This is a genomic window from Sphingobium phenoxybenzoativorans (genome assembly GCF_018286635.1).
GTDB classification, from domain to species: Bacteria; Pseudomonadota; Alphaproteobacteria; order Sphingomonadales; family Sphingomonadaceae; genus Sphingobium; species Sphingobium phenoxybenzoativorans.
In genome coordinates this window covers 718,110-732,022 of sequence record NZ_CP073910.1, presented here as the reverse complement: position 1 = coordinate 732,022, position 13,913 = coordinate 718,110, and the positions used below count along the sequence as shown (strand labels likewise).

The 13,913-nt window shown below is 63.7% G+C and carries 14 protein-coding genes; 6 read left to right on the top strand and 8 right to left on the bottom strand.

The window, feature by feature from the left end; all coding sequences use genetic code 11:
• Positions 1-900: 900 nt before the first annotated feature.
• The 4 genes from metH to KFK14_RS03615 form a co-directional block, all read right to left on the bottom strand.
• Positions 901-3,630 carry a methionine synthase gene (gene metH, locus KFK14_RS03630; RefSeq protein WP_281417174.1) on the bottom strand — a complete coding sequence of 910 codons (2,730 nt, stop codon included), beginning with the start codon at positions 3,628-3,630 and terminating at the stop codon, positions 901-903.
• A 15-nt stretch (positions 3,631-3,645) separates the two neighbouring features.
• Complete coding sequence (locus tag KFK14_RS03625) at positions 3,646-4,692, bottom strand: homocysteine S-methyltransferase family protein (protein ID WP_212611019.1); 1,047 nt, start codon at positions 4,690-4,692, stop codon at positions 3,646-3,648.
• Positions 4,693-4,817: 125 nt separating this feature from the next.
• Positions 4,818-5,759, bottom strand: coding sequence for a methylenetetrahydrofolate reductase (gene metF, locus KFK14_RS03620; RefSeq protein WP_212609909.1), 942 nt, complete (start codon positions 5,757-5,759; stop codon positions 4,818-4,820).
• A complete protein-coding gene (locus tag KFK14_RS03615) occupies positions 5,756-6,742 on the bottom strand; it encodes an ArsR/SmtB family transcription factor (protein WP_212609908.1) in 987 nt (328 codons plus the stop codon). Before KFK14_RS03615 ends, metF begins: the two co-directional genes overlap by 4 nt.
• A gap of 210 nt (positions 6,743-6,952) precedes the next feature.
• Here KFK14_RS03615 and KFK14_RS03610 point away from each other — a divergent pair, with 210 nt between their 5' ends.
• Complete coding sequence (locus KFK14_RS03610; protein WP_070157032.1) at positions 6,953-7,156, top strand: circumsporozoite protein; 204 nt, start codon at positions 6,953-6,955, stop codon at positions 7,154-7,156.
• A gap of 112 nt (positions 7,157-7,268) precedes the next feature.
• Entirely contained in the window at positions 7,269-7,466 is a 198-nt protein-coding gene (locus tag KFK14_RS03605; protein WP_212609907.1) for a hypothetical protein, read from the top strand.
• Between the two features lie 56 nt (positions 7,467-7,522).
• Here the strand turns inward: KFK14_RS03605 and KFK14_RS03600 are convergent, their stop codons facing one another.
• Positions 7,523-7,939, bottom strand: a complete 417-nt coding sequence (locus tag KFK14_RS03600; RefSeq protein WP_070157034.1) for a glycine zipper 2TM domain-containing protein — start codon at positions 7,937-7,939, stop codon at positions 7,523-7,525.
• A 185-nt stretch (positions 7,940-8,124) separates the two neighbouring features.
• Between KFK14_RS03600 and KFK14_RS03595 the strand changes: the two genes are divergently transcribed.
• Entirely contained in the window at positions 8,125-9,126 is a 1,002-nt protein-coding gene (locus KFK14_RS03595; protein ID WP_212609906.1) for an esterase-like activity of phytase family protein, read from the top strand.
• A gap of 224 nt (positions 9,127-9,350) precedes the next feature.
• On the opposite strand, the gene rpmB is transcribed toward KFK14_RS03595, so the two are convergent.
• Complete coding sequence (gene rpmB / locus KFK14_RS03590; protein WP_070157036.1) at positions 9,351-9,641, bottom strand: 50S ribosomal protein L28; 291 nt, start codon at positions 9,639-9,641, stop codon at positions 9,351-9,353.
• Between the two features lie 170 nt (positions 9,642-9,811).
• On the opposite strand from rpmB, the gene KFK14_RS03585 reads away from it, so the two are divergent.
• Both KFK14_RS03585 and KFK14_RS03580 read left to right on the top strand, forming a co-directional pair.
• Complete coding sequence (locus KFK14_RS03585; protein ID WP_070157037.1) at positions 9,812-10,039, top strand: hypothetical protein; 228 nt, start codon at positions 9,812-9,814, stop codon at positions 10,037-10,039.
• 46 nt (positions 10,040-10,085) lie between these two features.
• Complete coding sequence (locus tag KFK14_RS03580) at positions 10,086-10,541, top strand: nucleoside deaminase (protein WP_070157038.1); 456 nt, start codon at positions 10,086-10,088, stop codon at positions 10,539-10,541.
• On the opposite strand, the gene KFK14_RS03575 is transcribed toward KFK14_RS03580, so the two are convergent.
• Complete coding sequence (locus tag KFK14_RS03575; protein WP_246524849.1) at positions 10,509-12,392, bottom strand: hypothetical protein; 1,884 nt, start codon at positions 12,390-12,392, stop codon at positions 10,509-10,511. The two genes, KFK14_RS03580 and KFK14_RS03575, sit on opposite strands and share 33 nt — an antisense overlap.
• Before the next feature lie 67 nt (positions 12,393-12,459).
• Between KFK14_RS03575 and KFK14_RS03570 the strand changes: the two genes are divergently transcribed.
• On the top strand, positions 12,460-12,885 hold the full coding sequence (locus KFK14_RS03570) for a GtrA family protein (RefSeq protein WP_070157040.1): 426 nt from the start codon (positions 12,460-12,462) through the stop codon (positions 12,883-12,885).
• A gap of 7 nt (positions 12,886-12,892) precedes the next feature.
• On the opposite strand, the gene KFK14_RS03565 is transcribed toward KFK14_RS03570, so the two are convergent.
• Positions 12,893-13,804 (bottom strand): EamA family transporter, encoded by a 912-nt coding sequence (locus KFK14_RS03565; protein ID WP_212609904.1) that lies wholly within the window; start codon positions 13,802-13,804, stop codon positions 12,893-12,895.
• Positions 13,805-13,913: the final 109 nt, after the last annotated feature.

Sequence of the window (13,913 nt, the reverse complement as noted above, 5' to 3'; positions counted from 1 at the left end):
CCTATCGCCGAAAAGCAGTCGCTATGACGATCAAGACGTCATCGATATGGTTTGCCGTGTCAGCAGTGGCATTTGCTGTCTGTTGCCTCGTCATGCTTAAAATCGGTGGTTCCATGAACGCTCCGATATTGGTTTATCCTTTTATGGCCGTTTGGGGAGTAAGCGCACTCGCATGGCCACTGCTACTTGTTTTGCTGATACGCCGGGCCATTTAGGCAGCTTTTCTCAAGTCACGCCCGTAAGCAGGCAGTCCGCAAACCACCCCCTTTTGTCATCCCCGCGAAGGCGGGGACCCAACGCGCCTTGGGCGTGGAAGGCGTAGGAGGGGAGATGGGTCCCGGCTTTCGCCGGGATGACGAGTAACAGTGCCATCTTGCGACCATAAGCAGTGCTTTGGCAAAGGCAGCGTGCTCCTCCCAGGGCCAAGTTGCCCCACCTCACCCTGGTTTCCTGCGTTCGCAGGAACACGGCGTTTTCAAAAAGACGCCAGTCCGTTTCCCCCCTTACAACTCCCCTCCCTGCAAGGGAGGGGCTGGGGGTGGGTTCGTCGCGAAGCGGCGATGGCTGTGTTGTGCAAAGAAGATGTGCTCGCTGCGCTCGCGACCCACCCTCGATTGGAGTCACGCGCCTCCAATCGACCCCTCCCTCTCAGGGAGGGGAAGAGAGACGACCATTTGCCGATGTATAATCCTCCCCTGCAAGGGGAGGGAGACCAGCGACCCGAAGGGCGACCGAAGCTCAACGCTGGGATCTCGTGAGGCTATGGAGGACTTTATGGCCTGAGACCCCAGCCTTCGCTGGGGTGACGGAATAAGAGACGGGAAGGAATCGGGCGATGATGGTTTCCCCATCACCCTTTTCTGCCATCGTGGATTTGATCCGGTCGCCGCCGGAAACGGCTCAATCCAAGTTCGGCCGCAGATAGCGCTCCGCCGTTTCCAGATCGATTCCGCGCCGCGCAGCATAATCCTCCAACTGGTCGCGGCCGACGCGGGCGACGCCGAAATATTCCGCCTGCGGGTGACCGAAATAGAAGCCGCTGACCGCCGCCGTCGGCAGCATCGCGAAGCTCTCCGTCAGCGTGATGCCGGTCGCGTGATGGGCGTCCAGCATTTTGAACAGTATCGGTTTCAGGCTGTGTTCCGGGCAGGCGGGATAGCCGGGCGCGGGGCGGATGCCGCGATATTGCTCCTTGATCAGCGCCTCATTGGTCAGTTGCTCGCCCTCTGCATAGCCCCAGAGCGCGGTGCGAACATAATGGTGGAGTCGTTCAGCAAAGGCTTCGGCCAGGCGGTCGGCCAGGGCCTTCAGCAAAATGTCCGAATAATCGTCAATGGCATTTTTGAAGCGGGCGAGGTGCGGCTCGATGCCGTGGATGCCGACCGCAAAGCCGCCGATCCAGTCGCCGTCATGGCTGATGAAGTCGGCCAGGCACATATTGGCGCGCCCCTCGCGCTTCTGGATCTGCTGGCGCAGCATCGGCAGGCGGACATGATTTTCATCCTCCACATGGACGATGATGTCGTCGCCCTCGCGCCGGCAGGGCCAGAGACCAGCGACGCCGCGCGCCGTCAGCCAGTTTTCCGCGATCACCTTGTCCAGCATCGCCTGCGCATCGTTGAACAGGCTGGTGGCGCTTTCGCCCACAACCTCGTCGCTGAGGATCGCGGGATAATTGCCCGCCAGTTCCCAGGCGCGGAAGAAGGGCGTCCAGTCGATATAGTCGCGCAGGTCCTTCAGGTCCCAGTTGGGGAAGCTGTGAACGCCGGGCAAGCGCGGGCGCGGGGCCTTCAGGCTCTCGTCAATCTCGAAGGCGTTGGCGCGCGCATCCTCTATGCTGACCAGCTCGCTCTGCCCCTTATTGGCGCGGGCGATGCGGACATGCTCATAATCGTCCTTGGTCTTTGTAACGAAGTCCGCCTTCTGCGCTTCGCTGAGCAGCGCGGTGGCGACGCCGACGGCGCGGCTGGCGTCCAGCACATGCACGACCGGGCCGGTGAAGGCGGGATCGATGCGCAGCGCGGTGTGGACGCGCGATGTGGTCGCGCCGCCGATGAGGAGCGGCATCGTCATCTCCGCGCGCTGCATCTCCTGCGCCACCGTCACCATCTCGTCGAGCGAGGGGGTGATGAGGCCGGACAGGCCGATCATGTCGGCGTCATTCTCATTCGCGGCCTTGATGATGTCCTGCCAGGGCACCATGACGCCCAGGTCGATCACCTCGAAGCCGTTGCACTGTAGCACGACGCCGACGATGTTCTTGCCGATGTCATGGACGTCGCCCTTGACGGTCGCCATGATGATCTTGCCCTTGCCCTTTGCGCCCGGCTCCTTCGCCGCCTCGATGAAGGGCAGCAGATGGGCGACGGCCTTCTTCATGACGCGGGCGGACTTCACCACTTGCGGCAGGAACATCTTGCCGGATCCGAACAGGTCGCCGACGACATTCATGCCGTCCATCAGCGGACCTTCGATCACCTCGATCGGCTTGTCGGCGGACAGGCGGGCTTCCTCGGTATCCTCGACCACATACATGTCGATGCCCTTGACCAGCGCATGCTCCAGCCGCTTGGTCACGGTCCAGCCGCGCCATTCCTCCGCCGCCTTTTCCGCCGCCGCGTCGGTGCCGCGATATTTCTCCGCGATGGTGACGAGACGCTCGCCAGCCTCCGGGTCTCGGTTCAGCAGCACATCCTCGCAGGCGGTGCGCAGTTCCGGGTCGATCGAGTCATAGACATCGAGCTGCCCGGCATTGACGATCGCCATGTCGAGCCCGGCGGGGATAGCGTGGTAGAGGAAGACCGAGTGCATCGCCCGGCGCACCGGCTCATTGCCGCGGAAAGAGAAGCTGAAGTTGGAGAGGCCGCCGGAAATATGGACGTGCGGGCAGCGCGCCTTGATCTCCCGGCATGCCTCGATGAAGTCGACGCCGTAATTATTATGCTCCTCGATCCCCGTCGCGACCGCGAAGATGTTGGGATCAAAGATGATGTCCTCCGGCGGGAAGCCGATGCCCATCAGGAGATTATAGGCGCGCTCGCAAATCTCGACCTTGCGCGCCTGCGTGTCGGCCTGCCCCACCTCGTCGAAGGCCATGACGACCACGGCGGCGCCATAGGCCATGACGCGGCGGGCGTGATAGAGGAACGCCTCCTCGCCTTCCTTCATGCTGATCGAATTGACGATCGGCTTGCCGGACACGCATTTCAGGCCCGCCTCGATCACCGACCATTTGGAGCTGTCGATCATCACCGGCACGCGGCTGATGTCCGGTTCCGCCGTCATCAGCTTGAGGAAGGTGGTCATCGCCGCCTCGGCGTCCAGCAGGCCCTCGTCCATATTGACGTCGACGATCTGCGCGCCATTCTCCACTTGCTCGCGGGCGATGTCGATCGCCGCGGCATAATCGCCCGCCATGATCAGCTTCTTGAACTTCGCCGATCCGGTGACGTTGGTGCGCTCACCGATGTTCACGAAATTGGCGGTGGTGTTGGTGGTCATCGGCTTGGTCTTTGATCCGTTCGGGCTGAGCCTGTCGAAGCCCTGTCCTGTTCTTGAAGAGAAGTGCAGCCCTTCGACACTGACACGAGTCGCGTACCTCGGGTCAGCAGGGCGAACGGAGGAGAGCATGTCCTCCGGTTAATTCTAGGCCGCTATATGCATTGGCTCCAGACCTGCAAGCCGTGTCACGACCGGCAGGTCCGGCACGACGCGCGGTTTGTGTCCGGCGAGCGCCTTCGCCACCGCGCCGATATGCGCGGGCGTCGTGCCGCAGCAGCCGCCGACCATATTGACCAGCCCTTCGTCGACCCACTGACCGATCAGCTTTGCGGTGGTTTCGGGCAGTTCGTCATACTGGCCAAGCTCGTTGGGCAGACCGGCATTGGGATAGGCCAGGATCAGCGTGTCCGCATTCTTCGCCAGTTCACTGAGATAAGGGCGCAACAGGTCGGCCCCAAACGCGCAGTTGACGCCGATGGTCAGTGGCTTCAGGTGCCGCAGCGAATACCAGAAGGCGTTGACGGTGTGGCCCGACAGGTTGCGGCCGGACATGTCGGTGATGGTGAAGGACAGCATCAGCGGCACGGAGCGGCCTGACGCCTCCTCCGCCTCCCGCGCGGCCATTCCCGCCGCCTTGGCGTTCAGCGTGTCGAAGCAGGTCTCGACGAGGAGGAAATCGACGCCGCCTTCGATCAGCGCCTCGCACTGTTCGCGATACTGGTCCTTCAGCGTGTCGTAATCGACCTCGCGATAGGCCGGGTCGTTCACATCGGGGGAGATGGACAACGTCTTGTTCGTCGGACCGATGGAACCGGCGACGAAGCGCGGGCGACCGTCCTTCGCCGTGGCGGCGTCGCAGCATTTGCGCGCGATCCGCGCGGCGGCGATGTTCAGTTCCTTCACCAGATGCTCGCAGCCATAGTCGGCCATCGCAATACCGGTGGAGCTGAAGGTGTTCGTCTCGATCATGTCCGCGCCCGCGTCGAGATAGGCGGTGTGGATCGCCTCCACGATGTCCGGCCGGGTCAGGCAGAGCAGATCGTTATTGCCCTTCTGGTCTTTCTCAAGGTCCAGGTCGCCGCGATAGTCGGCCTCGCTCAACCCGTATTTCTGGATCGAGGTGCCATAGCCGCCGTCGAAGATCATGATCTTCTCTGCGGCGATTTTGCGGAATTGGTCTTCAGCGGAAATGGTCATCCTTTAAAACCCCGTTCGGGCTGAGCGAAGTCGAAGCCCCTGTCTGAGCGGAGGCGAAGACACCTCACTGCGTTCGGTGAAACCCTTCGACAAGCTCAGGGCGAACGGATGGGAAATGTTCATCCCGTCAGTTCCGGTGTCTGTACCCTCGGCCGCAGCCCAAGCAGGTGGCAGATCGCGTAGCTGAGTTCCGCGCGGTTGAGCGTGTAGAAGTGAAATTCCCGGACGCCGCCGGCATAAAGCTTGCGGCACAGCTCCGCCGTCAGCGTCGCGGCAACCAGTTGCCTTGCGCCGGGATGGTCGTCCAGCCCCTCGAACAGCCGGCCCATCCAGGAGGGCACCTCCGTATTGCACATCGCCGCCATACGCAGGGTGCTGGCGAAGTTGGACACGGGCATGATGCCCGGCACGATTTCCGCATCGATCCCCGCCGCGGCAGCCTTGTCGCGAAAACGGAAGAAAGCTTCGGGCGTGAAGAAGAACTGGGTGATGGCGCGGGTCGCCCCGGCGTCGATCTTCCGCTTCAGATTGTCGATGTCGCTTTGCGCGCTTTCCGCATCGGGATGGGTTTCGGGATAGGCGGCGACGGAAATCTCGAACGGGTGCAGGCGGGTCAGGCCCTCCACCAGTTCAGCCGCGCCGGTATAGCCCTGCGGGTGCGGCACGAACTTCGTGCCCGCCTCCGGCGGATCGCCGCGCAAGGCGACGATATGCCGGACGCCCGCCCGCCAATAGGCGTCGGCGACCTCGGCAATCTCATTCTTGCTGGCGGCGACGCAGGTCAGGTGCGCGGCGGCGGCAAGGTCCGTTTCCTTCGCGATGCGCGCGACGGTGTTATGCGTCCGCTCCCGCGTCGATCCGCCCGCGCCATAGGTGACGGACACAAAGCGCGGGCCAAGCGGGCTGAGCGTCTGGATGCTGTTCCACAGCGTCTCCTCCATCTTCTCCGTCTTGGGCGGGAAAAATTCGAAGCTGACCTGCGCATCGCCGGACAGATCGGCGAACAGCGGCGCATCCAGCGCCCGCCGGGCTTCCTCAAGCTGGGAGAGGGAGAAATTCATGCGCCAAGTCTTCCTTCAATCTGGCGTCCATCCATTGAGAGGACGCGGCCGCCGCGGCGGCGGCCAAGCCATAATGTCACGGTGAGTTCCCCGCCCGGCAATGTCTGGGCGCGTTCCAGGTCGAGACCGGCGGCGTCGAACCATCCGCCCATCTGATCGTCGGAGAAGCCAAGCCGGGCATGCTGGTCGCGCACGCGCAGCTCCTCCCGCTCATGCGGCGCGAAGTCCGCGATCAAGAGCCGGCCATCCACATCGAGCACCCGCGCCGCCTCCGCGATCACCGCCTCCGGGGCCTGCGCATAATGCAGGACCTGATGCAGGATCACCGTGTCCACGCTGTGGCCGCCAAGCGGAAGCGCCATGAAATCGCCCATGATCAGCGCATATTTCTCTGCGCCCTCATGCGGCAGCTTGGCGCGGGCGAGACGGAGCATTTCCGGGCTGCGGTCAATGGCCGTCACCTGATCGGCGTCCCCGCCGAAAAGCTGGATCATGCGGCCGGTGCCGGTGCCGATGTCGAGCAGGCGGCCGATATTCTCACCGGCCATAAGCGCCTGCATCGCCGCCTCCACCTCCGCTTCGGCGATGTGGAGCGACCGGATCGCATCCCACTCCCCGGCATGCTCGGCGAAATATTCCTCCGCCGCATGGGCGCGGTCATTGCGGACGGCGGCCAGGCGGGCAAGGTCCGCCTTCTGCCAGAGCGCTTCGCTTTCCGAAGGGGTTACGCGGTCGAACAGGTCCAGGAAGGGCGCGACAGGTCCCTTGCGGTCGATACGCAGGAAAACCCAGTTCCCTTCCTTGCGCTTTTCGATAAAGCCCGCCTCGACCAGAATGCGGACATGGCGGGATACGCGCGGCTGGCTCTGCCCCACGACCTGCGCAATCTCCCCCACGGCAAGCTCCATGGCGCGCAACAGGTGGACGATGCGCAGCCGCGTCGGATCGCCAAGCGCGCGGAATATGTCCAGGATCGGAGCCATGCAATTCATATAAAGATTTCTTTATATACGTCAATCGCAAAGACTTTCAAATGCCCGGCAAGTCTAAGATGGTTAACACTATCCCAAGCGTTATGATTGTCATTGCCTTACCTCAGTCAAAGCATTAGGAATGGAAGTGGCAGGCTTGACGGGGGTGAGCTGTTCTCCAAAGCATGCCTGCACCGGTTTTTCTTCTAGAGGGGTTTGCCCATGTCCAAGTCTATTGCTCTTTCGCTCGTTCTCGCCACGTCGCTCGGTCTGGCCGCCTGCTCGGGTGCCGCCGAAAACGCCGCCAACGCTGCGGCCAACGCCGCTGAGAGCGCATCGAATGCTGCAGACAACGCCATGGAAGCGGCTTCGAACGCCGCCGACAACGCCGCGAACGCTGCTTCGAACGCTGCGAACGCGATGTAATCTTCGGCTTTTGCCGAACGGGATTTGGGGGTCGTCCGGTTTGCCGGGCGGCCCCTTTCTCTTTTCAGGGAGCGTGAGAATGAACGCAGGACGTTTAAGCACAGGACGTTTATTGGCATCTGGTCTTGCCGGCCTCTGCCTGATCGCCGGCCTTGCCGCCTGCGGCCAAAGCGAGGACGGCGTTGGAGGCGTATCGGCCGACGAGGCGCGCGCGCTCAACAATGCGGCGGAGATGCTAGACAATCGCGGCGCCCCCCAAGCCTTCGATGCGGACGCGGAGAATGGCGCCAACGCCTTTGACGTTGATTAGCGAAAAGGGCCGGCTCTTTCGAACCGGCCCCTTGCGATTTTCATATCAGGACGATCTTAGCAGCGGCTGTTGCCGCGATCGATCGCGCGTCCGGCCAGAGCGCCTACGCCCGCGCCGACGATGGTTCCGGCGGTGCGGTCGCCACGGCGGCCGACAACTTCATTACCGAGCAGACCACCGGCGATGGCGCCGATGATGGTGCCGCCCGTGCCATTGTCGCGGCAACGATAGCCACTGCGATAATAGCGGTCGCCACGATAGTAACGGTCGCCGCGATAGCCGCGATCACCCCGGTAATAATTGTCGCCGCGATAATAGTTGCGGCCACCGTAATAGCCACGGCCGCCATAATAATCGCCACGGTCATAGCCGCGATGATGATCGCGCGCCGCTGCAGGGGTCGCGGTCGCCGCGAAGGATGCAATGCCCATCGCGAGCGCTGCGCCCATATTGATCAACATAGACTTCTTCATGGCGTTGCTCCTTGCCAATATCTTTTCGAACGGACCGTCGGGAATGAAGTTCCTTTCGAATGTGCCCCTTATGACCGAGTCGCGTTGAGCGGATGCTGAATGGGCATGTCAGCGGCCGTTCAGTTATTTTCCGTTCATAAAAAGCGCGTGGAGTTGCCCGCGCAAATCGCCTATCCGCCGCACCCATGCGCCGCATCCTGCTGATCCTCGCGATTTTCGCGGCCCTGCTGCCGCAGAGGCACACGGCGAAGGACGATCCGGTGAAGGCGGGGCCGCTGCTGGTGACCGCCGAACCGCTGCTCCTGAACGACGATGATCCGGCGCAGAAGGCGGTGGGACCGCTGCGCTGGCTGGGCAGTTGGGACATTCGCAGCAAGCAATCGGATTTCGGCAGCATCTCCGCCATGCTGGTGCAGCCCGACGGATCGATCCTGGGCCTGAGCGATTCGGGCACGCTGATGGGATTCCGGGTCAACGCCGCCGGACGCACCGATGGAGGACGGCCGTTCATCGCCCCGCTGCCGATCCAGCCGGAGGAGCGCGACTGGCCAACATGGCGCTGGGATTCCGAATCGATGGTGCATGACCCTGTGACGGACCGTTACTGGGTCGGCTTTGAGCTGCAGAACCGCATCTGCCGCTATTCCCCCGGCTTCGCGCGCGTGGAAAGCTGCGTCTTCTGGCCGGAGATGGCGGACTGGCCCAAGACCGGAGGGCCGGAGGCGATGGCGCGCCTCGCCGATGGACGCTTCCTGGTCTTTTCGGAAAAGGCGGAAGGGTTGGACGGGGGCAAGGATTTGCTGCTGTTTGACGGCGATCCGGCCGACCCGGACACGCCCCATCCGGTGCGCATGACGTACCGGCCGCCGCAGGGCTATATGCCGACGGACGCGCTGCCGCTGGGCGGAAACCGGCTGCTGGTGCTCAACCGGCGGGTGACGATGCATGAGGGGTTCACCGGCTCCATCGCGCTGGTCGAGATGCCGGAGTTGAAGGCGGGCGCAGTGCTGACCGGCAGGCAGATCGCCCGGCTGGCTCCGCCGGTCATCTCGGACAATTATGAGGCGCTGGCGCTGTCCTATGAAAAGGGGCAGCCGGTGCTGTGGGTAATGTCCGACGACAACTACCAGTTCTTTCAGCGGACCTTGCTGATCAAATTCGCGCTGCCGCCGGAATGGATGCGTTAGGGCGAACGTCGGTTAGTCAGAACTACCCCGCCTCCGTTCGGGCTGAGCTTGTCGAAGCCTTCCAACGAGCGCAGCGAAGTGACCTCCCTATCGGTCGGTCGAACCCCCTTCGACTTCGCTCAGGGCGAACGGTTCAGATTCCATTGTGCTGCTTCAACATTGTAGCAGACAAGAAAAAAGCGGCCCGAACAGGCCGCTTCCTTCGATCAGACTGGAACGCGCGCTCAGGCGGCGGTTGCCAGCTTCTTCTTGATGTCGCGCTTCAGACGGCGGGCCTTCAGCGAAAGCTGATCGTCGCCAGTCTTGAGCAGCCAGTTGTCCAGACCGCCGACATGCTCGACCGAACGCAGGCCGTGGGTCGAAACCCGCAGCTTCACGCCCTGCTCCAGAGCCTCAGAGATCAGCGTGACATTCTGCAGGTTCGGCAGGAACACGCGCTTCGTCTTGTTGTTCGCGTGGGAAACATTGTGTCCCACCTGACGGCCCTTGCCGGTCAGCTCGCAGATGCGCGACATAATAGATCAGCCTTGTAGTTCGGGTTTATCCGGAAAGCGGCGCGGATAGCGAGAATCGCCCGGCGCGTCAACCCGCCAACATGCGCGCGCCGGGGAAGATCGGTGCGCTAACGCAACCATCTGCTCCGGCCGGGCGTTTGCTTCTCCGATATGGTTTACAGGAGGTCAAGATGGTTCGATTTCTCGGCGGTCTTTTGCTGATAGGTCTGATATTGGTCGGCACGGCGTTCGCCTTCGGCCTGGTCAAAGTGCAGCAGACGCAGACAGCCACGACACCCAAAATCGCCGTCCAGCCGGGCACTTTGCCCGAATATAAGGCCGATGTGGTCAAGGTGAAGGTCGGCACCAAGGACGAGACGGTGAAAGTGCCCACGGTCGACGTCGAAAAGCCGGAATAGCGGCCCGCTTGTCGCGGGGGCGCTTGCGCGGGTAAGGCGTTGGGCCATGCCCGCCTTTCCCCTGCCCGATCCCATGCGTCGCGCGCTGGACCTTGCCCGCGCGGCGGAGGCGGCCGGAGAGGTGCCGATCGGCGCTGTGGTGGTGAAGGACGGGCGAATCATCGGCGAGGGCGAGAATCGCAACCGGCGCGACAATGACCCCACCGCCCATGCGGAGATGGTGGCGATTCGCGCCGCCGCCGCTGCGCTGGGCGATTTCCGGCTGACCGGTTGCGACCTGTGGGTGACGCTGGAGCCATGCCCGATGTGCGCGGGGGCGATTTCCCACGCGCGGATAGAGCGGCTCTATTATGGCGCGGCGGACCCGAAGGGCGGGGCGGTCGAACATGGTTCCCGCATCTTCGCCCAGCCGGAATGCCTGCACCGGCCCGAACATTATGGCGATATCGGCGCGGAGGAGTCTGCCGGACTATTGCGCGGCTTTTTCGCCGCCCGGCGCTGAATAATCGATCCGGTACAGGGTATAGGGCAGCGTCAGGCCGGTGCGCAAATGCACCGGAGACAGCCATGACGGGACCTTGCCCCGCATGAGCTGGGCATAGAGGCCGTTGGGGCTGCGCGCCTGATAGACCGTACCCTCCGGGAAATGGGGGCAGATCAGCAGATAGGCGGCATTATGCCGCTGCGCGATCGGGCGGAAGGCGTCCGGCGATCCGTCAAAGGCGTGATGGATGTCGAGTATGGCCGCGGCGTTGCGGTGATAGGGACCGGCAAGGGCGCTGTGATGCGTCGTCGCCAGCAGGCGCGGCCCCAGATCGACCATCGTGAAGATCACCGCCGGGGGAAGCTGGTCCAGCACCTCCAGCGCAGGCAGGGTGCGGCAGCGGCCGTTCGCCTTCCTGATCGCCTCCCGCCGCAGCTTCACCATCGGCCGGGTCCCGGCGACTTTCTCCTCCATGATGTCCGCGATCAGCATGTTGGCGCGCGGATAGAGCGGATAGGCGAGCAGCACTGCGGCCACCAGGACGGCGGCGGCGATCCCTGCGGCCCTGGCGAATCGCTTGCCCTCCCGGATGGCCATCAGCGCCACATAGGCGGCCCATGCCACCGCCGGGATGGCGAGGAGCTGCGCGGCGGGGCCGGCGCGCAACTGCCAGAACAGCAGGCCGAAGGCGACCAGGGTCATGATGGATATCGCTGCCCAGGCCCACAGCCTCTCCCTGTCCCGCCGGGCGGACCAGCAGCCAAAGGCGGAGGCGGCAATGGCGATCAGCGGCAGCGCGAGCAGCGGCACGGCGACGTTGCGCGCCTGCGCAGTGATCGGCTTTGCCTCGCGGATGTTGGCGAGCCAGAGCTTTTCCAGTTCCGGGGAGAGTTGGTAGGCTCCGGTCAGGCATTGCGGCCAGTTGAGCCAGGCAAACAATGCCACCGCGCCACCGACCACGACGCCAGCGCCCAGCCGCGCGGGCCAGGAACGCAGGGGCAGAAGCGTCAGCAGCAGCATGCCACCGGCCGCCATGCCCAGAATCCCGACCCAGATGGGCGACAGGGCGTCGCACATCGGTTGCCGGTTCGCATAGCTGGCAAAGACCAGAAAGCAGAAGGCGCTGCCGCTGCCCAGGCTGAGCGCATAGGGGCGCATCCGCTCCGCCGCGCCCTCGTCAAACACCCAGCGCAGGGCAATCAGCGCCCCTGCCGCCGCGAGATAGACGATCATCTCCATGCCGATCGCGATGGAAAGCGCGCTGGCGACCCCAGCAATCACCCCGCCGCGCCGCCGTTGCGGATCGAGCAGCCCGGCGATCATCGTCACGGTCAGGGCGAGTTGCCAGCCATGATGATCGATGCGCAGGGGCATGAACATGCCCAGCCCCATCTGCGCCGCCAGCGGGGCGAGAGCGGCGATGATCCAGGCGTTGCCGGGCGCAAGGCGGCGAGCGATGAAACCGAGGCTCAGCATCAGGAGCAGGAGCGGAAGCAGCGGCGCGATGGCGCAGGCCAGCCGGTCGGCCATCCCCGTGCCGACGAACGGCCGGAAGAACAGCATCAGCCCGGCGATCGGCAGGTCGACGATACGGGACCAGTGAATGTTCGCGCCGCCCGGCGGGTCCAGCCGGTATTGGCGCAGGTCGAACCAGCCCTGTCCCGCCAGCCAGTCCTTCACCTGCACATAGCGGATATTATCGTCCGTATCGCCCAGTGCGAACCATTCGATCGAGGGCCAACGTATCTTCAGGAAATAGACAACCAGCCCGACCCACAGCGCGAAGGTCGTCCATTTCCAATTGTCGCGAACCCAGTCAGCCAGATCCGCCACGGCAGGCGCGATGCGCGCGCGGAGCGTTGCCAACATCTTCTTGCCGCTTTCCAATGTCATCTGCGCGGATTAGACCAGCCGTGGCAAAGCGCAACGGGAACAAATGAAAATCATGGACGGCCTGCGGGCACCCTCCGCCCGGCACCGGGCGCTGTTCTGGCAGATTGTGCGGTATGGCGTAACCGGCGTGGCCGTGACGGCGGTGCAGGCGGTAATATACTGGATATTGGCGACCCATGCCGACTTCCATGTGCAGACGGCCAATCTGTGCGGCTATTTGGTGGCGGTTTGCGTCGGTTATCTGCTGCATGGGCAGTTCACCTTTCGCGGGCATGGCGGCCGCGACCGGCCCGCCGCGCGGGGTTTCCGCTTTGTCACGGTGTCGCTGGTCAGCCTGGGGCTGAACGCGGTCTGGGTGTGGCTGTGCGTGACGGTGGCGGGATGGCCCACATGGTCGCCGATCCCCGCCATGTTCTTCGTCACGCCCGCCATCGTGTTCGTGCTGAACCGGCAATGGGTGTTCCGCTGACGCCCGGTCAGGCGGCGGCTGCCTTATCCAGTTGATCCGGGGTTGCCCGCGCGTCGCGCCGGGCGGTCATCGTCACACCGGCGGACGCCAGGATGATGGTGCAGATCGCGACCCATTGCATCAGCGACAGCCTCTCACCGATCAGCAACAGCCCCATCAGCGCACCGACGGCGGGTTCGGCGCTGACCAGGATGCCGAACACTTGCGCGCGCAGGCGGCTGAGCGAGAACATCTCCAGCGAATAGGGCAAAGCGCTCGACAGGATCGCCACGCCCAGCGCAGGTCCCCAGATGGCGGGCCGGGCGAATGCGTCTATCCCCGCATGGGCGATGCCGATGGGCATGACCACCACCGCGCCGACGATGGTGCCAAGCGCCGCCGCCTGCACGCCATGTTCCGCCGCCGCCCGCTTGCCAGCGACGATGTAGATCGCCCAGCCGACGCCAGCGGCGAGCGCCAGGAACGCGCCGTGCGGATCGATTGCCGTCGATGTCTTGCGAAGCGGCAGCAGCAGAGCGAGGCCCGCAACCGCCAGCACGATCCAGAGAAAATCTATGCGGCGGCGGGAGGACAGGATGGCGACGGCGAGCGGCCCGGTAAATTCTATCGCGATGGCGATGCCCAATGGGATGGTCTTGAGCGAGGAATAGAAGCAGAGGTTCATCAGCCCCATGGCGACGCCATAGACCAGCACTGGCCGCCAGTTGCGCGCCGTCAACCGCACCCGCCACACCCGCAGCAGGACGGCGAGGATCACTGCGCCCAGAGAGAGGCGCAGCGCCGTCGTCCCCTCCGCCCCCACGAGCGGGAACAATAATTTCGCCAGCGATGCGCCGCCGGTCAGCGACACCATGGACAGGAACAGCGCGCCCACGGGGACGAGCGGGCTGGAGGCTGGCTGACCGGTTGCGGAAGACATCGGAGCGATCTTTGCTGATGCGGCGCGGAATAGCGCCAAGCCCAGCCTCTACGATCTTTCCCGTTCAAACAGAACTAGACTTTGTTCAGTTCAGACAGAGCCGTGCTCC